At 56.5% G+C, this 19,885-nt stretch carries 17 protein-coding genes; 7 read left to right on the top strand and 10 right to left on the bottom strand.

Annotated elements, in window-relative coordinates:
• The first annotated feature begins 74 nt into the window (after window positions 1-74).
• Both PGR29_RS04110 and PGR29_RS04105 read left to right on the top strand, forming a co-directional pair.
• On the top strand, window positions 75-1,775 hold the full coding sequence (locus PGR29_RS04110; protein WP_316424101.1) for a molecular chaperone HscC: 1,701 nt from the start codon (window positions 75-77) through the stop codon (window positions 1,773-1,775).
• Window positions 1,772-4,243: a J domain-containing protein gene (locus PGR29_RS04105; protein ID WP_316424100.1), complete on the top strand. Its 2,472-nt coding sequence runs from the start codon at window positions 1,772-1,774 to the stop codon at window positions 4,241-4,243. The genes PGR29_RS04110 and PGR29_RS04105 overlap by 4 nt, the downstream gene beginning before the upstream one ends.
• Before the next feature lie 65 nt (window positions 4,244-4,308).
• Here the strand turns inward: PGR29_RS04105 and gdhA are convergent, their stop codons facing one another.
• Window positions 4,309-5,652: an NADP-specific glutamate dehydrogenase gene (gene gdhA / locus PGR29_RS04100; protein WP_015705776.1), complete on the bottom strand. Its 1,344-nt coding sequence runs from the start codon at window positions 5,650-5,652 to the stop codon at window positions 4,309-4,311.
• Window positions 5,653-5,843: 191 nt separating this feature from the next.
• Window positions 5,844-6,242, bottom strand: a complete 399-nt coding sequence (locus PGR29_RS04095; protein ID WP_087859332.1) for a pyrimidine (deoxy)nucleoside triphosphate diphosphatase — start codon at window positions 6,240-6,242, stop codon at window positions 5,844-5,846.
• A gap of 100 nt (window positions 6,243-6,342) precedes the next feature.
• Here PGR29_RS04095 and PGR29_RS04090 point away from each other — a divergent pair, with 100 nt between their 5' ends.
• On the top strand, window positions 6,343-6,975 hold the full coding sequence (locus tag PGR29_RS04090) for a CDP-alcohol phosphatidyltransferase family protein (RefSeq protein WP_087859333.1): 633 nt from the start codon (window positions 6,343-6,345) through the stop codon (window positions 6,973-6,975).
• A gap of 5 nt (window positions 6,976-6,980) precedes the next feature.
• Here the strand turns inward: PGR29_RS04090 and PGR29_RS04085 are convergent, their stop codons facing one another.
• From PGR29_RS04085 to xthA, 8 genes are all read right to left on the bottom strand, one after another.
• Window positions 6,981-8,288, bottom strand: coding sequence for a rhodanese-like domain-containing protein (locus PGR29_RS04085; RefSeq protein ID WP_113373632.1), 1,308 nt, complete (start codon window positions 8,286-8,288; stop codon window positions 6,981-6,983).
• Window positions 8,289-8,363: 75 nt separating this feature from the next.
• Entirely contained in the window at window positions 8,364-9,008 is a 645-nt protein-coding gene (locus tag PGR29_RS04080; RefSeq protein ID WP_113373633.1) for an ATP-binding cassette domain-containing protein, read from the bottom strand.
• Entirely contained in the window at window positions 9,008-10,540 is a 1,533-nt protein-coding gene (locus PGR29_RS04075; RefSeq protein WP_113373634.1) for a thiamine ABC transporter permease, read from the bottom strand. Before PGR29_RS04075 ends, PGR29_RS04080 begins: the two co-directional genes overlap by 1 nt.
• Complete coding sequence (locus tag PGR29_RS04070; RefSeq protein ID WP_316424099.1) at window positions 10,513-11,691, bottom strand: ABC transporter substrate-binding protein; 1,179 nt, start codon at window positions 11,689-11,691, stop codon at window positions 10,513-10,515. Before PGR29_RS04070 ends, PGR29_RS04075 begins: the two co-directional genes overlap by 28 nt.
• 9 nt (window positions 11,692-11,700) lie before the next feature.
• Window positions 11,701-12,264, bottom strand: a complete 564-nt coding sequence (locus tag PGR29_RS04065) for a carboxymuconolactone decarboxylase family protein (protein ID WP_015366168.1) — start codon at window positions 12,262-12,264, stop codon at window positions 11,701-11,703.
• On the bottom strand, window positions 12,261-12,971 hold the full coding sequence (locus tag PGR29_RS04060; protein WP_183269065.1) for a TVP38/TMEM64 family protein: 711 nt from the start codon (window positions 12,969-12,971) through the stop codon (window positions 12,261-12,263). The genes PGR29_RS04065 and PGR29_RS04060 overlap by 4 nt, the downstream gene beginning before the upstream one ends.
• The gene (locus PGR29_RS04055; protein WP_162750171.1) at window positions 12,958-13,578 is read right to left on the bottom strand and encodes a TVP38/TMEM64 family protein; all 621 of its coding nucleotides are present in this window, start codon (window positions 13,576-13,578) and stop codon (window positions 12,958-12,960) included. Before PGR29_RS04055 ends, PGR29_RS04060 begins: the two co-directional genes overlap by 14 nt.
• A 237-nt stretch (window positions 13,579-13,815) precedes the next feature.
• A complete protein-coding gene (gene xthA, locus PGR29_RS04050; RefSeq protein WP_045393250.1) occupies window positions 13,816-14,622 on the bottom strand; it encodes an exodeoxyribonuclease III in 807 nt (268 codons plus the stop codon).
• A gap of 446 nt (window positions 14,623-15,068) precedes the next feature.
• Here xthA and astC point away from each other — a divergent pair, with 446 nt between their 5' ends.
• The 4 genes from astC (at window position 15,069) to astE (ending at window position 19,827) form a co-directional block, all read left to right on the top strand.
• The gene (gene astC / locus PGR29_RS04045) at window positions 15,069-16,289 is read left to right on the top strand and encodes a succinylornithine/acetylornithine transaminase (protein WP_113373638.1); all 1,221 of its coding nucleotides are present in this window, start codon (window positions 15,069-15,071) and stop codon (window positions 16,287-16,289) included.
• Entirely contained in the window at window positions 16,286-17,320 is a 1,035-nt protein-coding gene (gene astA / locus PGR29_RS04040; RefSeq protein ID WP_113373639.1) for an arginine N-succinyltransferase, read from the top strand. The genes astC and astA overlap by 4 nt, the downstream gene beginning before the upstream one ends.
• Entirely contained in the window at window positions 17,317-18,792 is a 1,476-nt protein-coding gene (gene astD / locus PGR29_RS04035) for a succinylglutamate-semialdehyde dehydrogenase (protein ID WP_316424097.1), read from the top strand. Before astA ends, astD begins: the two co-directional genes overlap by 4 nt.
• Window positions 18,793-18,864: 72 nt before the next feature.
• On the top strand, window positions 18,865-19,827 hold the full coding sequence (gene astE / locus PGR29_RS04030) for a succinylglutamate desuccinylase (RefSeq protein ID WP_113373641.1): 963 nt from the start codon (window positions 18,865-18,867) through the stop codon (window positions 19,825-19,827).
• Window positions 19,828-19,885 lie beyond the last annotated feature (58 nt).

The following is a 19,885-nucleotide window of genomic DNA, read 5'->3' as shown; positions in this document are numbered from 1 at the left end:
TAGAGCAGTAATCGCAGAGATTTATTCGCAATAGAAAATAAATCTATTCAGGACTGAAAATATCAAGGACGAAAATGATAATTGGTATCGATTTAGGTACAACGAATAGTCTGGCTGCCGTGTGGCAGAATGGTCAAGCGGTGCTCATACCCAATGCACTAGGTAAATATCTTACGCCTAGTGTGGTGAGTGTTGATGAGAACGGTATGGTGTTGGTGGGTGAAGCAGCCCGCGATCTCCAACTGGTGCGGCCGGCCAACTGCGCGGCGAACTTCAAGCGGTTGATGGGGACTGCGCAGACCATTATGCTGGGTAAACAGGCTTTTCGCCCGGAAGAACTCTCTTCACTGGTACTACGCCAGCTAAAAGAAGACGCTGAGAATTTCCTTGGTGAAACGGTAAATGAGGCAGTCATCAGCGTTCCCGCCTATTTTAGCGACGTGCAACGTAAAGCAACGAAAATTGCGGCCAGTATGGCCGGGTTAACCGTCGAGCGTCTGATTAACGAACCGACCGCCGCCGCGCTGGCCTACGGCCTGCACAACCAGGAAGATGAACACCAGTTCCTGGTATTTGATCTGGGTGGCGGCACGTTTGATGTCTCTATCCTTGAGTTGTTCGACAATATTATGGAAGTACGCGCCAGTGCCGGGGACAACTTCCTCGGTGGCGAGGATATTGTCGATATTCTGGTCGAGGCCTTTCGCCAACAGCAGGAATTCATGGAAGAGATCGAATGGCGGGAACCCACGCTACAGCGGCAACTGCGGGTAGAGGCTGAACGGGTTAAAAGAGCTCTGAGCCTGCGTGAAGCCGCGGTTTTCAGCGTGGAAATAAAAGGGCAACACTACCAGTGGCAAATCACCGAAACGGATTTTGAGTTGCTGTTAGAATCTTTTTTCGCCCGTATTCGGGAGCCGCTGGAAATGGCGATTCGTGATGCCCGGTTGGATATCTCTCAGTTAGATCAGGTCGTTCTGGTGGGAGGTTCAACACGGATGCCGCTTATCCGCAAACTTGTCGCGCAACTCTTTGGCCGCCTGCCAGCAATGCATCTTAATCCTGACGAAGTGATAGCCCAGGGGGCGGCGATCCAGGCGGCGCTCAAAGCGCGCAATAGTGAACTTGAGGATGTTGTGGTCACTGATGTCTGTCCCTTCACCTTGGGCGTTAACACCTCAAGGACCTTGGGACACACACGGGAACAGGGATACTTTGCACCAATTATTGAGCGCAATCGCAGTATTCCTTGTAGCCGAATGCGGAAATTTTATACTGTTCATGACGACCAATCCACTGTCGACTTTAAAATTTATCAGGGCGAGAGCCGAATGGTAGAGAATAATATCTTTCTGGCCGAGCTTTCTATTGCCGTACCACCCAAGGCGGCAGGAGAGGTCGAAATAGAAGTTCGTTTTACCTACGATATTAACGGACTGCTTGATGTTGATATTCATGTGCCGTTAACGGGCAATCGCAGCAGTCTGCTGATTGAACAGCATCCCGGAGCGTTGACGGAAGAACAGCTTCAGCAGTCGCTTGCTAAACTCAGCGCGCTGAAAATCCATCCTCGCGATGATCAGGCAAACCAGGCGCTAATGGCGCGTCTGGATCATCTCTATCAGTTGAGCCTTGGTGATACTCGCGAATGGATAAGCGATTGTTCGCGGCAGTTTAGCTACTTGCTGGAAAAGCAGGATAACGATCCGATTGTTGCTTTTCGTGAGCGGCTTAATCACATTCTTGACGACCTTGAGACGGACCGACTGCTATGAACTGTTGGGATATTCTGGGATTAGCGCCGGGAGCGGAGCCACGTGACATTAAGCGCCGTTTTGCGCAATTGGTAAAAATTCACCGTCCGGAGGACGATCCACAGGGCTATCAGCGGCTACGTCAAGCCTATGAAGCGGCGCTGAGCTGGGAAGAGAATGAGGATAATTTTCCGGAAGATGAAGAAGATGATGAGCAAGAGGACGGAGAACGTCATCCGGAGCAGACTTTCTTCCCCCGGCAACGCGGACCTATCCCGCTACGATCCGCTGACGTAGGCCGTGGCGCACTGGGCTGGCAAAATGTGCTGGAACGTCTGTTTCAGGTGAATGAAAGACAGCCTGAAAATGCCAGCAAGCAGCTCGAGGCCGCGTTGGGCGAACTCGAATATCTTGATCTGAAAGCGCGAATACGTTTTGAGGAAGAATTGCTGATCAATCTGCAGCAGCTTACTCGCCCGTTACTGACGTTAGCTGCGGCAAAATTCTTCCGTTGGCATCTGGTTGCCGCCGGGACTCGGGCCGCCATTCAGACTGCGATAAACGAAAGTTGCCTGCTGTATCAAAAATTAGAACAAGAAATAGCACCTCATTTTATTGCCGATATGTCGTGGGCTGAGGAAGTGGAGTGCGGCGATAAAATAAAAAAAATTTATTATTCAATAAGGGATAATGAAGTAAGTAAGACGTGGTTCGATGTCGTACTGCTATTACAGATTGGCAAATTTCAGCTCTCATCCAATTTTTTATGCCAACTCATTGAACTTGTTGAATGGTCATTTAAACCGGATGATAAAGTGCGCATATGGTCTTTGTCCGACCGTTTTCATGCCCTGGCCGCCGTGCATAAACAAAGTTATCGACAGCTCATTGCCGCGATAAACGTGCAGAATAATAATTATACTTCATCGATGGTTGTTAGCAGTTATTTAAAAGCTGCAGAACAGGACCATGCCTTTTCATATAATAAACTGGCGGAAAAATATTATGCTGGCGCGGATGTCGAAAAAGACGACGCTCAGGCGGCATACTGGTATATCCGCGCGGCCGAGTCAGGACATATTTCTGCCCAGCACAATGTTGGAGTCCTCTATCGTGATGGCGTTGGCGTTGAAAAAAATGCGCAAAAAGCATTTGAATGGTATATGCAGGCCGCGCTGCAGGGCGATGACAAGTCGCAATATGCCGTGGGGGTTATGTATGAGACAGGTTCTGGTATCGAGCAGAATCTGACGCTGGCGTTTGAGTGGTATCTGAAGTCCGCAGAACAAGGAAATAGCTGGTCACAGCTTGAACTGGCAAAGATGTTATGTGGCGGCGGGACTGGCGTTGAAGAGGATCTGGCAAAGGCTTTTGCCTGGTGCGTTAAAAGCGCCGGGAGTGGGTATGACGCCGCGCAAAGTCAATTGGGGATCATGTACTTTCATGGCTGGGGTGTCGCGCAGGATTACCACCTGGCCAAGGAGTGGTATCTCAAGGCGGCGGGACAGGGAGAAAATACCGCTCAACATAATCTGAGTATTCTCTACCGCGACGGACTGGGAGTTGAAAAAGATCTCCAAAAATCGTTTGAATGGTGTTACCAATCGGCCATCCAGGGTTTTGTTAATGCGCAAAATGAACTTGGACATAAATATTATTATGGGCAGGGTATTCCGCAGAATTACATTCTGGCATATGAATGGTTTAGTAAAGCTGCTGGACAAAATGATTGTTGTGCGCAATTTTATCTCGGTGAGATTCATCGCTTTGGTTATATTCCCGATAGTGATTATCAGCAGGCGCTTTATTGGTTAAATCTGGCGGCGGAACATAACTATAGTCATGCGCAATATGCTTTAGGAATGATGTATTTTGATGGAGCTGGCGTAGAAAAAAATACGCAGACGGCGTTTCACTATTTTCATGCTGCTGCATTACAGGGGAACGCAGCAGCACAAAATAGCCTGGCCATTATGTTTGAGGACGGTAATGGCGTGACTCAGGATTTCCATCAGGCTAGCAAATGGTACATGCTTGCAGGTGAACAAGGTTTGAATGACGGCCAGTTTAATCTTGCGCTGTTGTATAAAAATCATCTCGCGGATCACCGCCAGGCCGTCTACTGGTTCACACAGTCCTATGAGCAAGGTGAGGATCTTGACGCGGCATTTATGCTTCATAAGATCTTTCAGGAAGGCGGTAAAGGAGTTGAGAAGGATGAAGAGCTGTCATTTACCTGGTGCGCCCGGGCGGCGCTCAGAGGACATAAAAAAGCTCAAAATGTGCTCTGTATACTCTATTATTGCGGATGTGGGGTCGAGAAGAGTTACGTTGATGCATGGGCCTGGGCACTTATTTTTGGCCCGGTAGGCATACTGTTAAAAATAAAGAAGTCAATGTCGTCGGAGGAAATTACGCAAGCGCAAGCTCTGGCAAAAGACCTGATAATACAGTATGAACTGGAAAGTACCTTTCACCCGCTATCGTAAAAATGGCGAACCTAAAAAACACCTCATCCGGCAGAGTCTTCAGCGGATGAGGTGTTGCAGGTATTTTAAATCACACCCTGCGCCAGCATGGCGTCAGCGACCTTGACGAAGCCGGCGATATTGGCGCCGCGAACGTAGTTGGTCTGTTTCTCTTCACCGCCGTATTCGACGCAGGCGTGGTGAATATCCAACATAATGTGGTGCAGACGCGCATCCACTTTCTCCGCTTTCCAGCCCATACGCGCGGCGTTTTGCGCCATTTCAAGGCCGGATGTGGCGACGCCGCCAGCGTTGGCTGCTTTACCCGGCGCGAACAGCACGCCAGCGTCGAGGAACAGATCGGTGGCGGCAATGGTGGTGGGCATGTTGGCGCCTTCGGCAACCGCTTTAACGCCATTGGCGATCAGCATTTGCGCGGCATCGACGTCCAGTTCGTTCTGGGTCGCGCACGGCAGCGCGATATCTACCGGCACTGACCACGGCTGCTGGCCTTCGAGGTAGGTCAGACCGAATTCGCGCGCGTAGTCGGCGACGCGGCCGTGGCTACGCTCTTTAATATCGATCAGGCGGGCCAGTTTCTCTTTGGTGAAGCCGGCTTCGTCTACCACCGTACCGTTGGAATCGGAGGCGGTAATGACGCGCGCGCCGAATTCCATGGCTTTCTCAATGGCGAACTGCGCCACGTTGCCGGAGCCGGAGACCGCGACGCGCATCCCTTCGAAGCCAAGACCGTGGCGCTTGAGCATCGCTTCTGTAAAGTAAACCAGACCGTAACCGGTGGCCTCGGGGCGGATGAGACTGCCGCCGAAGGAGAGACCTTTGCCGGTGAAGACGCAGGCGCTATTGTTGGAAAGCTTGCGCATCATGCCGGCCATAAAACCGACTTCGCGGCCGCCAACGCCGATATCGCCCGCCGGCACGTCGGTGTCCGGGCCGAGATGACGATATAGTTCGGTCATCAAAGCCTGGCAGAAGCGCATCACTTCGCCGTCGCTTTTACCTTTCGGGTCGAAATCGCTGCCGCCTTTACCGCCACCCATCGGCAGCGTGGTAAGGGCGTTTTTGAAGGTCTGTTCGAAGCCCAGGAACTTAAGGATCGACAGGTTGACCGACGGGTGGAAGCGCATGCCGCCTTTGTACGGGCCAATCGCGGAGTTGAACTGCACGCGCCAGGCGCGGTTAACCTGAACCTGATTGCGATCGTCAACCCAGACGACGCGGAACTGGATGACGCGCTCCGGTTCGACCAGGCGTTCCAGCAAATTGAGCTGACGATAGCGCGGATTCTGTTCAAGGAACGGCCACAGAGTGGTCATCACTTCGCGGACGGCTTGAGCGAATTCAGTTTGATGCGGGTCGCGCTGTTGAACGCGGGCGAGAAAACTTTCCAGAGTACACGCCTGATCCATAGATGTAATTTCCCCTTACGGTTGTGGTTGCTTGTTATTTTTTATACCCGGCCTTGAAAATGCCGTTTTTCCGACTATAACACCGGAAATCGTTAGGCTGACAAGGAAAAATTGAGCGCGGAGAAAAATTTATAATTCGACAAGGGTCATAACTAAAAACGATGACCCAGGTCGGAGAGGGGGAAGAGAAACTAACCTGCCTGTTGAGCGATAAAGGCATTCAGCAGAGGAATATCCGCTGGCGCCAGATCAAATGCTAATGCTTGCGCCGGGGTACACCAACGCAGTTCGCTATGGTAACGGGCGACGGGTTCACCGCGAAATTCGGCGACCCACCAGGCATGCAGGTGGATCAAACGCCCGGAGACTTCCCGCTGATGGCTGGCGATATAGCGGGTTGGCCTCGCAACAATTGCCAGTTCCTCTTCCAGTTCGCGGGCTAACGCCTGCGGCTGGCTTTCGCCATGTTCGACTTTGCCGCCGGCGAACTCCCACAGCCCCGGTTGGTCGGCGTGCGGCGGGCGCTGCGCCAGGAGAATTTTGCCGTCACGTTCAATAATGGCGGCGACGACATCAATCGTTTTTTGCATAGTTATCCTGAATCATTCAAATACCGGGCTTGCGCATAATGGCGTATTATCTCCGTCTTTCCCCTGTACCGACAACCTTTTAGCCTGATGGAGCGTCACCGTGCTTGATAGCCGCCTGCATCCCCGATTGAAGCCCGTACTGAATGCTATCGCCCGCGTGCTCGACCGTCCGGGGATCTCCCCTGACGGCCTGACGCTTTTCGGTTTTGCTATCGGCGTGCTGGCGCTGCCGTTTCTGGCGCTCGGCTGGTACGGTGCTGCGCTGGCGGCCATTGTGCTGAACCGGTTGCTGGATGGCCTGGATGGCGCGCTGGCGCGGCGGCGTGGTCTCAGCGACGCCGGTGGGTTTTTGGATATTTCGCTCGATTTTTTGTTTTACGCGCTGGTGCCGTTCGGTTTTATTGTTGCCGACCCGGCGCAAAATGCGCTGGCGGGCGGCTGGCTGCTATTTGCATTTATCGGCACCGGCAGCAGCTTCCTGGCATTTGCGACCCTTGCGGCAAAGCATCAGATTGCCAATCCGGGCTATGCGCATAAATCATTTTACTATCTAGGCGGGTTGACTGAAGGAACGGAGACAATCCTGCTATTTGTGCTGTGTTGTCTGTTTCCGGCGCACTTCCCCTGGCTGGCGTGGTGTTTTGGCGCGCTATGTTGGCTGACAACCTTCACCCGTATCTGGAGCGGCTACCTGACGCTGAGGGAGGCGCAAAGCCAGAACCTCCCTCAGTAGTAGGATTATTTGCTGCTGTCCGGGCCACGTTCGCCGGTGGCTACCGGGTTTTGCGGATTACCGCTCCATTCGTACCAGCCGCCGTCGTAAACGGATACGTTTTTCCAGCCCATCGCACGGGCGTACATGAAGGTCTCTGAGGCGCGCCAGCCAGTACCGCAGTAAAATGAGACCTGCTGGTTGGGCAGAATGTTCCACTGTTTCCACATCGCCGCGATATCATCGGCGCTGCGCATCGTGCCGTCCGGATTATGGAAGTCTTCCATATGCGTGGAATCGCTGCCGGCATGACCCCAGCGGGCGCCGGCAATATCGCCCTTCGGCTTGATGTAGCTGTAGCCGCTGGTGGTGCCGATAAATTCCGGCCACGAGCGGACGCTGACCAGCGAAGCATCCTGGCGGTGTAGTAACCCGCGCGCCTGTTCGGTATCGAGCATTAACTGTGGCTGACCGGGGATCGGCGCGCCGAAATCCGGCACCGCTTTTTCTTTGGCTGGCATGCCGCGCTCGACCGGCAGATTCGCGTCGGACCAGCTTTTCCAACCGCCGTCGAGCAGGCGTACATCTTTCACCCCGGCATACAGCATGATCTGCGCGACGCGCGCGGCGGCGTAGACGTCGCGGCCGTACAGAATCACCGTGGTGTCATGGCGAATACCGTGTTTAGCCAGCATCGCTTTTAGCTGTTCATCGGACACTTTGTTCCACAGCGGCTCGCTTTCCACTTCATTGGTATCAATATAACCGGCGCCGGGAATATGATTCAGCAGATAAAACTTCGGCGCGCCCCAGGCCACTTCAAACAGTTTCCAGTCGCCCTGCGGGGCGGCGGTAACGGTTTTACCTTGCTGTAAATCGTGGATCCACTGCGGATACACCAGCTGCTCAAAGTGCGGCAGCTTCTGCAGGCGCTCGCTCTGACTGAAGGCGTCGCTAAGCGTGCTGAGCTTCGTGAATCCGGCTTCTTTCAGGCGTGCCGCAACCCTGGCGTTATCGTCAGCGCCGCCATATAACGCGATTGGCGTATCGGCCTGCAGCTGGTGCTGAGTAGCCCAGGCACGCAGTTGTTCGTCGCTCATTGCGCCAAGCCAGCTAGCAGAGAGGTTTAGCGCCTGCGGTTCATGGCCCTGCGGGCCGTTGGCACTTTGCGGCCAACCGTTATAGAAAGCGCTGAGGCGGGTGTCTATCGCCACGCCGTGCCGCTGTTGCAGCGTTGAAAAGTCCAGCGTTGGCATGGTATCAGCGGCGAAAGTAGAGGAAGCAGCAAGCCCCATGAGCAGGGCGAGTGCGGTCAATTGAGAAACACGTTTCATCGAAATGCCCGACGGTAGAAAGAGGAGGGCTCATTCTCTGCTCCTGATAAGGGAATTTCTTTGCGATAACGCAGGTTAGGCGGAATTTGCCTGCCAGGCGGCAATATTAATACAGCGTCCGCCCGGTGGGAGATCCTGGCTGTCGTGAGTTACCAGGAGCGCCGGGATTGCCAGCCGGTCAATTTCCGCAAACACCCACTGGCGAAAATCGGCGCGAAGTTCTGCATCCAGGCGATTAAAAGGCTCATCCAGCAGCAGCGCTTGCGGCCTCGCCAGCAGAGCGCGCAGAAGGCTGACGCGCGCGCGCTGTCCGCCGGAGAGCGTGGCCGGATCGCGCGAGGCGAAGCCCGGCATACCGGCGCGCGCCAGCGCCTGTTCAACTTCAACCTGGCGCGCCGCGCCGCGGATCTCCGCAGGCAGGGCGAGCTGTAAATTGTTGCCCACGCTGAAGTGGTCAAACAGTAGCGCATCCTGAAACAGGATGCCAATGCGCCGCGCTTCGGTGGCGAGCCTGTCGCAGCGGCGTTCGTTGAGCCATAATTCACCTTTGGCGCGAAAAGTGTCGGCAAGCGCGCCGATCATCCAGGCAAAAAGGGTTGATTTACCGCTGCCGGAAGGGCCCATCAGGGTCAACACTTCGCCGGGGGCGACAGAAAAATTTACTCCACATAACAGCGGTTGGCGGTGGAGGGTTAATGTCAGGTTGTGAACGGTTAGCATTAGCGTAATCCCCGGCGGCGACGGCCTATAAACCAGGCCATCAGCGCAGTAACCATAAAGCAGATCGCCGGTAGCAGCAATTGCCATAACGCTTGCGCGGCAAGCCGCGTGCTGTCGCCGCCGCTGCTCAGCGCTACCGCTTCGCTGGTCAATGTTGGCGTCCGTCCGCCGCCGAGCCACACGGTCGGCAGATATTGCGCGATACTCACCGAAAATCCGACCGCCAGCGCGGTGAGCAGCGGTCGCGCCATTGACGGCAGTTTGACCCACCAAAACAGGCGGCCGCGCCGCCAGCCAAGCGTACGGGCAATCAATAACAGGCGTGGATCAAGATTGCGCCACGCCGGGGAGAGGATAAACAGCATCCATGGCACGACCCATAACAGATGTCCCCATAATACGGTTATCAATTGACCGTCGAGCCAGCCCGCTAGCGCTAATTGATATTGACCATCGGCAAGCGGCAGCGTCGGGATGATTAATGGCAGCCAGAGTCCGTTATATCTGGCGGGACCGAACTCCAGCCACAGCAGACACAGCGCGGCCCCCAGTATCGCCGCGCCTAACGCCAGCCAGAGACTGTTACCGATCGCCTCAGCCGTTGGCTGCGTCCATTGCGAAATGCCAGCCAACAGCAACGCGCAAACCAGACCGCAGGCGGGTACCGCCTGCGCCAGAATATGTCCCGTCGCTGCGTTGGCAGGGGCGGCGCGCTTGCCGCATAGTGCGGGAATAGTTTGCCGCCAGCGGTGCCAGCCTACCGATGCGATGGCCGCGAAGATTAACGTGAAGGCAAGCAGCAGCAGGCTGGCCAGCGCCCCTTTCGCCTGTTGCAGCGGATCGCCCTGATTAAGCCACTGCCACGCCAGTACCGCCAGCGTTGGTGGATTTCCAGGACCGATCACCAAAGCGACATCCACCGCCGACAGACTCCAGGCGACGGTCGCCAGCAGAACAAGGCTCATCGATGGCAGCAGCGCCGGTACAACAATCCACTGCAGACATTGCCTGCGGTTGTAGCCGAGGGTTTTCATGACTACGGTTTGGGCTGCCAGCTGTTTTTCGCCCAGTACGCCATACGCCACCCACAGTAAAAAAGCGCTCTCTTTGACCGCCATTGTCAGGCCCAGACCGATACCGTAGCGATCGGCCGGTGGGCTCAAGGCGGGAAACAGACGATACAGCCAGCCGCCTTCGGCAAATAGCAGCAGGGCGGCGGTGACGAAAGCGACATGGGGTACGGCCAGCAGCAGCGGTAATCTTCTCGCCAGGCGCTGCCAGCCGGCGGCTGGCCATAACGCGCCAATCACCGTCAGGGTGATGAACAGCGCGCCGCCCACCGCCAGTAGCGTAGAAACTAGCGTCGCCGCCAGCGCCTGCGGCAACTGCGGATCGCTAAATAGCGCCCGCCAGGCCGCGGCGTCGACGGCAGGTATCGCCATCAGCGCGGCGGCGGGAAGCAGGGGGAGGTAGATAAGCGCTATCGCTCCCCACGTCAGCGCAATTAGTGGGTACCGTAGCGGCGCAACCATTCCTGCTCCAGCGCGTCAACCCAGGCGGCGTGCGGTTCTGCCAGCATCGGCGGCGTCGCTTTCGGTTGTACGGCGTACAATGCGGCGCGCTGGGCGTCGTTGAGTTTTTCGGGATCGAGTACGCTGGGATCGCCCCAGATTTGCGGGTCGGCTTTGCGTAACTGAGCCTGTGGCGACAGCAGGAAGTTGGCAACCACCTGTGCGCCAGCCGTCGCGCGGGCGTTGGCGGGGATAGCGACAAAATGCACGTTGCCGAGCATCCCTTGTTTAAAACCAAAGCTATAACTGTCTTGTGGGAGTTCGCCGCTGTCGGCTTTTTGCTGCGCATGCAGCGGATTGAAGGTCAGTGATAGTTGTAGCGTGCCTTGCGTCAGCATCGCGTCCATCCGCGCCGGCGACAGCGGAAAATCGCGGCCCTGGCGCCAGAGCTGCGGGTGTAGCCTGTCGAGATAGGCCCAAAGCGGCGCGGTCACCGCGGCGAAACTTGCCGCCTCCGGCGGCTGGCGCAGGGCCTCCGGCCGATCGGTTAGCGCAACCAGCAACTGCTCAAGGAAAGCGGTGCCGGTAAAATCCGGCGGCCGTGGATAGGTGACGCTACCTGGATGCGCTGTGGCGAAAGCCAGTAGCGCCTGTGCGCTGTCCGGTGGTTGAGCCAGCTGCGATCGGCGGGCGATAAAAGTCAGCTGCGCGCCGCCCCACGGGGATTCCGCGCCGTCGGTGGCGATGGAGAAATCTTCCCGAACCGGTTTTCGCGTATCGACGTAGCGCCAGTTAGGCAGCTTTTCAGCCCAGCCGCTGCGCAGTAAATTCGCCTGCTTCAACGTGCGGAAATTCTCGCCATTAACCCACAATAAATCGATTGAACCGCCGCGTGAACGACCGGCACGCGCCTCGGTCTGAATACGCTTAACCGCATCGGCGGCATCGGCGATATGTACAATACGCAGATCGACGGCGTAATCGCGTTTCACCTCGGCGCTGACCCAGTCGAGGTAGCGGTTAACCGCCGGGTCGCCGCCCCAGGCGTTAAACCACACCGTCTGGCCACGCGCCTGCTGGCTGATGCTCTGCCAGTTCTCGTCGGCGCTGGCGAGAGTCGGGGCCAGCAGCAGCGCGGCAAGCCAAATTAAACAATAACGCAGACTGCGCATATTGACTCCTTAGGGATGAGTGTCAGAAACATCGGGCTTTGGAATTTGGCACAGGCCCTGCGCCGGGATCGCCAGCGCGGAATTAAAGCGCGCGGATAAATTTTGCAAGCCGATCAGCGCGGTTAGCTCGGTTAACGCCTGGGCATCGAACTGCTGCGCCAGCCGGGCGCGCAACGCATCATCGACGGCGGGCGGCGTCATGCTCGCCGCTTCGGCATATTCCAGCGCTAACCGTTCGCTATCGCTGAATAATCCGCTGTTGCGCCAGTCGTTAACCGCCAATAGCTTTTCGCTGCCGCCGGCGCGCTGCGCCAGTTTCATACTGGTGATATCAATGCAAAATTCACAGTGACACAACTGGGCGATACGGGCGCTCACCAACGAGCGTAGCAGCGGATCGAGCGGCGAGCGCCGGCGTTCCAGATATCCGACAAACATTGAGACCAGATAAAACGCCAGCGGGATGCGCCCCCACCAGCGGATAGGGCTGAGTACCGCGCCATAATGGCGACGGTGTAGCCACGCCTGCGGGCGCAGGATCAATGGAATCGACGTTAACGGCGGTAGATTCATGGCGATTTCCTGTTGTGATGCGCAACGTATTGCGCTTTGACTATCGCGACTACGATAGCTAAAGCGAACAAAATAGATAAACCGCTGAGCAGCCAGAACCGCCCCCCCGTCAGCAGGCTTCCGGCCCACGAGTAGACGATAGTCGCCGGTAATTGGCCGACGCCGGTGGCAACCATAAAATGGCGAAAGCGGATTGAGGTTAGGCCAGCGGCATAGCTCACCGGATCGAAAGGGACGAAGGGCAGCAGGCGGCAAACCAGGATGGTGTGCTTGCCGTAGCGCCTAAAAAAGCCATCTACGCTCTGTAATACCGTCTTGCCGGTCAGTTTTTCTACCACTTCACGGCCCAGTACGCGGGCAATAAAAAAACACAGCGCCGCGCCAGCCATCGCGCTGACCCATGACAACACGCCGCCCCATAGTGCGCCGAACAGCGAAGCATTGGCGAAGGTAATTAAAAATGCCGGCAGCGGCGCGACAATCGCCTGCAGGATCATCAGCCCGAAAGAGACCAGCGCCGCCAGCGGGCCATAAGCGTGAATAAAACGCTCCAGCGCCTGCTGATCGAGAGTGGCAAACGCGCTAAGGCTATGTTGCACAAAGGAGCGTACGCCCGGTATTAACCACCAGCCGATGAACGCCGCCAGCGCCAGCAGGACGATAGCGCCGCGTGAGAGCCACAGCCGTTTTCTGTTATCCATTTTCATCGCTTACCGCGGATGTTGCGACACTAATGCGTTTATAGCGGCCATACCGCCTGGCGGCCTGGGTTAATACAAAAAGCGCTAGGCCGGCGATGCTGAGTTTGCCAATAAAGGCCAGGGTGATGCCATCGCGGGCCAGTTCGCTGGCCATAAAAGTATAAATAAACAATCCCGGTAGGGTGGCGATGGTGGAGATAAACGTAAAGGACCAGAAGGGGATCGCCGTCAGCCCATAGGCATAGTTCTGCAGATTATAAGGAAACAGCGGCACCAGCCTGGTGAAAATCAGAAAATCGCAGCCGCTGCGGGCAATGCCGCGCTCGAACGCCTGAAAAACGGCATGGTGACCGCAATAGCGCTGCAGCGCTTCGCGGCCCAGCCAGCGGGCCAGCAGGAACGACAGCGATGAGGCGACAGTCGCGGCGATAAGCGAAAGTAGCGTGCCCAACCAGGGGCCGAATATCATACCGCCGACGATGACTAACGCGCTGCCTGGCATCAGACATAAGGTGGCGATGATAAACAGCAGGATATAAAGCGCATAGCCTGCGCTACCGCTGTGCAGAATAAGTAATTGAAGATCGTGAAGGTGGCTGAGCAGTCGCGTCAGCCCGGCGTGATGAACAAGCCATGCCAGCAGGGCAAACAGGAGTACGGCAAACAGCAGTTTATAGCGTGTTGGATAACGGCTTCTTTTGCATAGGGGTCTCCTGTCTTCGTTTTGCCCGGCAGGAAACGCCGGGTGCGCGCGACAGTATAGTAAATTGCCGTGAGCGACAATGTATACCGTTCACTTTATTGATTTTGCTCAGGATAGCGGGGTTCCGCGCCGGAGCCCCAAGAAGCATTACGGCTTAAAGGTTGCCCATACCGGCGCATGATCGGAAGGCTTTTCCATCCCGCGGATGTCGTAATCGATGCCGGTTTCGACGCAGCGCTGAGCCAGCGGCGAGCTTGCCAGCAACAGGTCGATACGCAGACCGCGGTTGTCATCAAAACCTTTAGAGCGGTAATCGAACCATGAGAAGCGCTCATTATTATCCGGGTTGGCGTGACGCCAGGTATCCACCAGGCCCCAGCCCAGCAGACGATCCATCCATTCACGCTCTTCCGGCAGGAAGGAACACTTACCGGTGCGCAGCCAGCGTTTGCGGTTCTCTTCACCAATGCCGATATCAAGATCGGTAGGGCTAATATTCATATCGCCCATGATAAGCACCGGATTTTCTTTGTTCAGCTCGGTATCGAGGTAGTTCTGCAGATTCTGATAAAACGCCGCTTTCGCCGGGAACTTGGTCTCGTGGTCGCGGCTCTCTCCTTGCGGGAAATAGCCGTTAATTACCGTGACATTGCCAAACGGTGAGGGGATTTCCGCCATGATGATGCGGCGTTGCGCATCTTCGCCGTCGCCCGGGAAGCCGCGACGCACGGCTATCGGAGTCTCTTTGGTCAGCAGCGCGACGCCGTAATGGCCTTTTTGCCCATGGTAAAAGACGTTGTAACCCAGCTTCGCCACCTCTTCGAGAGGAAACATATCGTCGTGTACTTTGGTTTCCTGGAGGCCGATAACATCGGGCTGATGTTTATCGACGATGGCGGCCAGTTGATGGGGGCGGGCACGCAGGCCGTTGATATTAAAAGAGATGAATTTCATAGTCGCTGCCACTGTGCAAGGTGAATAGTGCAAGGATGTTAGCAGAATTTCATCATGGTGGCTGCCGGCAGGTGGTTAATTCTGCCGATTACTGCGGTTGGCGAGCGAATCGCACAAATTATGCACCGCTTTGGCGCATGTCGCGCCAAAAAAGCGCAGATATCTACGATAAATTTCGTAGAGGATCACAATTACAGAATTATATCTTATCGCTGCATAACTTCTCGTCGTTTTCCTCTATCCATCGCCGTTTATTTGATGATTATTCACTAAATATGCATTTTTATTGAATAATTAGTGTCTGTAACTCATTGATATCACGTGATTGAGCTCAATTTATGCATTTTTGCCTCTGGCTGGCACGATGCGTGCAATCTACATTTACAGCGTAATAACTCATAAATTTTAACATTGTGCTTACTTTTAATTTACCGGAAGAGGTCGATATGTCTCAGTCAATTACGCGTAGCAATTTTGATCAATGGATGATGCCGGTATATGCGCCGGCGGCTTTTATTCCGGTACGCGGCGAAGGTTCACGGTTGTGGGATCAGCAGGGGAAAGAGTATATCGATTTTGCCGGCGGTATCGCGGTGAATGCGCTGGGACACGCTAACCCACAGTTAGTAAAAGCGCTGACCGAGCAGGCGGGAAAATTCTGGCATACCGGTAACGGCTACACCAACGAACCGGCGCTACGCCTTGCCAAACAGCTTATCGACGCCACCTTTGCCGACCGCGTTTTCTTCTGTAACTCCGGCGCCGAAGCCAACGAAGCGGCGCTGAAACTGGCGCGTAAATACGCCCACGATCATTACGGCAGCCACAAAAGCGGCATTGTCGCGTTCAAAAACGCCTTCCACGGGCGCACATTGTTCACCGTGTCCGCTGGCGGCCAGCCTTCCTATTCGCAGGATTTTGCGCCGCTGCCGCCGCAGATCCAACATGCTACCTATAACGACCTCGACTCGGCGCGCGCGATGATTAATGACGACACCTGCGCGGTGATCGTCGAGCCGATGCAGGGCGAGGGCGGCGTGGTGCCGGCGAAAGCGGAATTTTTGCGCGGCCTGCGCGAACTGTGCGACCAGCACAACGCGCTACTGATTTTTGATGAGGTACAAAGCGGCGTCGGGCGTACCGGCGAATTGTATGCCTATATGCACTACGCCGTGACGCCGGACGTCCTGTCGACGGCGAAAGCGCTGGGAGGCGGCTTCCCGATCGGCGCGCTGTTGGCGACGGAAAAATGCGCCAGCGTGATGACCGTCGGCACCCATGGCACGACCTACGGCGGCAACCCACTCGCCACCGCTGTTGCCGGGGAGCTGCTGTCTATCGTCAATACCCCAGCGCTTTTGAACGGCGTTAAACAGCGTCACCAGTGGTTTAGCGAACGCCTGAGCGCGATTAACGCCAAATACGGCCTGTTCAAGGAAATTCGCGGATTGGGGCTGCTGATTGGTTGTGTACTGAACGACGAATATGCCGGGAAAGCTAAAGCCATTAGTACCCAGGCGGCGGAAGATGGGCTGATGGTACTGATTGCCGGGGCAAACGTCGTTCGCTTCGCTCCGGCCCTTAACGTGAGCGAGGAAGAGGTGAACACCGGTCTCGATCGCTTTGAGCTGGCTTGCCGTCACTTCCTTGCGGGAGTTTCATCATGATGGTGATCCGACCGGTTGAAAAAGCCGATTTGCCGGGGCTGATGGCCCTGGCGGGGGAAACCGGCGGCGGCCTGACGTCGCTGCCGGCGGACGAACCCACGCTGGCTGCCCGCATTGAACGCTCCCAGCGCACCTGGCGCGGCGAACTGCCGAAAAGCGAGCAGGGCTATGTCTTTGTGCTGGAAGATAGCGTCAGCGGCGCGGTCGTTGGGATCTGCGCGATTGAAGTCGCCGTTGGCCTCAACGATCCCTGGTACAACTATCGGGTCGGCACGCAGGTACATGCATCAAAAGAGCTCAACGTTTATCACGCGCTGCCAACGCTGTTCCTTAGCAACGATCACACCGGCTGTAGCGAACTCTGCACGCTGTTTCTCGATCCTGCATGGCGTAAAGAGGGCAATGGCTACCTGTTGTCGAAATCGCGACTGCTGTTTATGGCCGGTTTCCGCGACCACTTTAATGACAAAGTGGTCGCCGAGATGCGCGGCGTGATTGATGAGCATGGCTATTCTCCGTTCTGGGAAAGCCTCGGCAAGCGCTTCTTCGCGATTGAATTTTCCCGCGCCGATTATCTCTCCGGCACCGGTAAAAAAGCGTTTATCGCCGCATTAATGCCAAAACATCCGTTATATATCGACTTTCTTTCCGATGAAGCGCGGGCGGTCATCGGCCAGGTTCATCCGCAAACGGCGCCTGCGCGTGCGGTACTGGAAAAAGAAGGCTTCCGTTTTAACAACTACATCGACATTTTTGACGGCGGCCCGACGCTGGAGTGCGAAATCGACCGGGTGCGGGCGATACGCAAAAGCCGCCTGCTGACGGTGGAAGAAGGGCAGCCTGTGCCGGGAGAGTGGCCGCAGTGTCTGGTCACCAACGAGCAGTATCAGCAGTTCCGCGCCATTTTGGTCCATGCCGATCCGGATAGCGAAACGTTGCTGCTGAGCGCGCGTGAGCTGGATACGCTGAAATGCCACCCAGGCGATCGCGTACGGATGGTCCGCCTGATCCCGGAGGAGAAAACATCATGAGTTTATGGATTAACGGCGAATGGCAAAGCGGGCGCGGCCTGCAGCGCAGTAAATATAACCCGGTCAACCAGGCGCTGCTGTGGCAGGGGAATGACGCCGACGCCGGGCAGGTCGCACAGGCGGTTAGCGCCGCGCGTCAGGCTTTCCCCGCCTGGGCCTGCCTGCCATTTAGCGCGCGTCAGGCGATCGTCGAGAAGTTTGCGGCGCTGCTTGAAGAGAACAAAAGCCAGCTGACGGCGATTATTGCCGCCGAGACCGGTAAACCGCGCTGGGAGGCGGCCACGGAAATTACCGCCATGATAAATAAGGTGGCAATCTCAGTGCGCGCCTATCATAGCCGCACCGGCGAGAGCGAGACGGCGATGGCCGACGGCGCCGCCACGCTGCGCCACCGTCCCCACGGGGTACTGGCGGTGTTTGGGCCGTATAACTTCCCGGGCCATTTACCTAACGGACATATCGTGCCGGCGCTACTCGCTGGTAATACTGTCGTCTTTAAGCCTAGCGAGCTTACGCCGCAAAGCGGCGAAGCGGTGGTTAAGCTATGGGCGGAGGCGGGCTTACCCGCTGGGGTCTTGAATCTACTGCAGGGCGCTCGGGAGACCGGCGAGGCGCTGAGCGGGCAGGCGGATATCGATGGACTGTTGTTCACCGGCAGCTCCGCGACCGGCTTCCAACTGCATCGCCAACTGGCCGGGCAGCCGCAAAAAATCCTCGCTCTCGAAATGGGCGGCAACAACCCGCTGATTGTTGACGAACCGCAGGATATTGACGCTGCGGTCCACCTGACCATCCAGTCGGCATTTATCACCGCCGGGCAGCGTTGTACCTGCGCGCGCCGCCTGTTGGTGAAGCGCGGCGCGGCGGGCGATGCGTTTTTGCAGCGTTTAGTGACGGTGTCACAACGTCTTATTCCCGGCGAGTGGGATGCGCAGCCGCAGCCGTTCCTGGGCGGACTGGTATCGCCGCAGGCCGCGCAAAAGGTGCATCAGGCCTGGCTTGGGCATGTGGCGAGCGGCGGACAGACGTTACTTGAGCCGCGTCTGTTGCGCGACGGTACCTCGCTGCTGACGCCGGGGATCATCGACATGAGCAACGTGCAGCAGGTGGCGGATGAAGAAGTTTTTGGCCCGCTGTTGTGCGTGTGGCGCTATGACGATTTCACGCAAGCGATCGCGATGGCTAACGCCACCCGGTTCGGTCTCTCCTGCGGATTGATTTCTGCCGAGCGCGACAAATTTGAGCGCCTGTTGCTGGAGGCCCGCGCCGGGATCGTCAACTGGAACAAGCCGCTCACCGGCGCCGCCAGTACCGCGCCGTTTGGCGGAACCGGCGCTTCGGGAAATCATCGTCCAGGCGCCTGGTACGCCGCCGATTATTGCGCCTGGCCGATGGCCAGCCTGGAATCTGCCGAACTGACGCTGCCGGAGACGCTCAGTCCGGGTCTGGATTTTTCATCGCAGGCAAGCTGATGAAGGCATGCGAGGCCAGACTGTCGGCCTCGCGTGCTTTCCTCGATCCGTTTCAGTAATAGAGGAGGCGTCGTGGACGACTTTCTGGCATTAACTCTGGCGGGGCGCTGGCCGCATCAATTTCATGGCGAAACCGCCCATTTTCGTTGGCACTGGATCGATTGCGGCATCCTGCTGTTGACCCCGCATGCGCGCTGCGAACGTTCACTGGTGCTTTCGTGCGGTATTCACGGCAATGAAACCGCGCCGGTGGAGATGGTTAACGCTTTGCTTCAGCAGTTATTTAGTGGCGAACTGCCGCTGCGCTGGCGTGTGCTGGTGATATTCGGCAACCCGCCGGCGCTGCGGCAAAATAAACGCTATCTCGAAAGCGATATGAACCGCATGTTCGGCGAGCGATGGCGCAAATTCGCCCCCGGTGGTGAAACAGTGCGGGCGCGGCAGTTGGAAGGCGCTGTGACGCGTTTCTTTAGCGATAGCCATGGCGTGCGCTGGCATCTGGATATGCATACCGCTATTCGCGGCTCGCTGCATCCGCGCTTTGGCGTATTGCCGGCACGCGAGGAGCCGTGGAGTGAAGATTTTCTCAGCTGGCTTGGCGCGGCCGGGCTGGAGGCGCTGGTGTTTCATCAACAACCGGCGGGAACCTTTACCCACTTTAGTTGCGAACGTTTTGCCGCGCTGGCCTGTACGCTGGAGTTGGGTAAAGCGCTGCCTTTTGGCGACAACGATTTAACCCAGTTCTCAGCGACGCGGCGGGCGTTAAGTAGACTGTTAGTGGGCGATTTAGCCGTGGAAGAGGCGCCTGCGCCGCTGCGCTACCGGGTGGTGCAGCAGATCACGCGCCACAGCGACCAGTTCCGGTTGCATATGTCAGGGGAAACGCTCAATTTTACGCCGTTCAGCGCCGGGACGCTGCTGGCGGAGGATGGCGAAACGCGCTATGTCGTCGAAAAGGCGCAAGAGTACGTGCTGTTTCCCAACCCCGGCGTGGCGCCAGGGCTACGGGCTGGGCTGATGCTGGAACGGTTGTAATTCCCTTTCTTAACTATTCACAGCCGTTGTTGTTCGCGGTTGTGAATATCGAGTGAAA

It is taken from the genome of Klebsiella sp. 141203 (assembly GCF_032601985.1).
Taxonomy (GTDB): Bacteria; Pseudomonadota; Gammaproteobacteria; order Enterobacterales; family Enterobacteriaceae; genus Klebsiella; species Klebsiella aerogenes.
This window is presented reverse-complemented; position numbering and strand designations above follow the sequence as displayed.

Bases quoted from the DNA above. Each gene is read 5' to 3' on its own strand.
- PGR29_RS04110 (WP_316424101.1), top strand. From the start codon at position 75: ATGATAATTGGTATCGATTTAGGTACAACGAATAGTCTGGCTGCCGTG.
- PGR29_RS04105 (WP_316424100.1), top strand. From the start codon at position 1,772: ATGAACTGTTGGGATATTCTGGGATTAGCGCCGGGAGCGGAGCCACGT.
- gdhA (WP_015705776.1), bottom strand. From the start codon at position 5,652: ATGGATCAGGCGTGTACTCTGGAAAGTTTTCTCGCCCGCGTTCAACAG.
- PGR29_RS04095 (WP_087859332.1), bottom strand. From the start codon at position 6,242: ATGCAAAAAACGATTGATGTCGTCGCCGCCATTATTGAACGTGACGGC.
- PGR29_RS04085 (WP_113373632.1), bottom strand. From the start codon at position 8,288: ATGAAACGTGTTTCTCAATTGACCGCACTCGCCCTGCTCATGGGGCTT.
- PGR29_RS04080 (WP_113373633.1), bottom strand. From the start codon at position 9,008: ATGCTAACCGTTCACAACCTGACATTAACCCTCCACCGCCAACCGCTG.
- PGR29_RS04075 (WP_113373634.1), bottom strand. From the start codon at position 10,540: ATGGTTGCGCCGCTACGGTACCCACTAATTGCGCTGACGTGGGGAGCG.
- PGR29_RS04070 (WP_316424099.1), bottom strand. From the start codon at position 11,691: ATGCGCAGTCTGCGTTATTGTTTAATTTGGCTTGCCGCGCTGCTGCTG.
- PGR29_RS04065 (WP_015366168.1), bottom strand. From the start codon at position 12,264: ATGAATCTACCGCCGTTAACGTCGATTCCATTGATCCTGCGCCCGCAG.
- PGR29_RS04060 (WP_183269065.1), bottom strand. From the start codon at position 12,971: ATGAAAATGGATAACAGAAAACGGCTGTGGCTCTCACGCGGCGCTATC.
- xthA (WP_045393250.1), bottom strand. From the start codon at position 14,622: ATGAAATTCATCTCTTTTAATATCAACGGCCTGCGTGCCCGCCCCCAT.
- astC (WP_113373638.1), top strand. From the start codon at position 15,069: ATGTCTCAGTCAATTACGCGTAGCAATTTTGATCAATGGATGATGCCG.
- astA (WP_113373639.1), top strand. From the start codon at position 16,286: ATGATGGTGATCCGACCGGTTGAAAAAGCCGATTTGCCGGGGCTGATG.
- astD (WP_316424097.1), top strand. From the start codon at position 17,317: ATGAGTTTATGGATTAACGGCGAATGGCAAAGCGGGCGCGGCCTGCAG.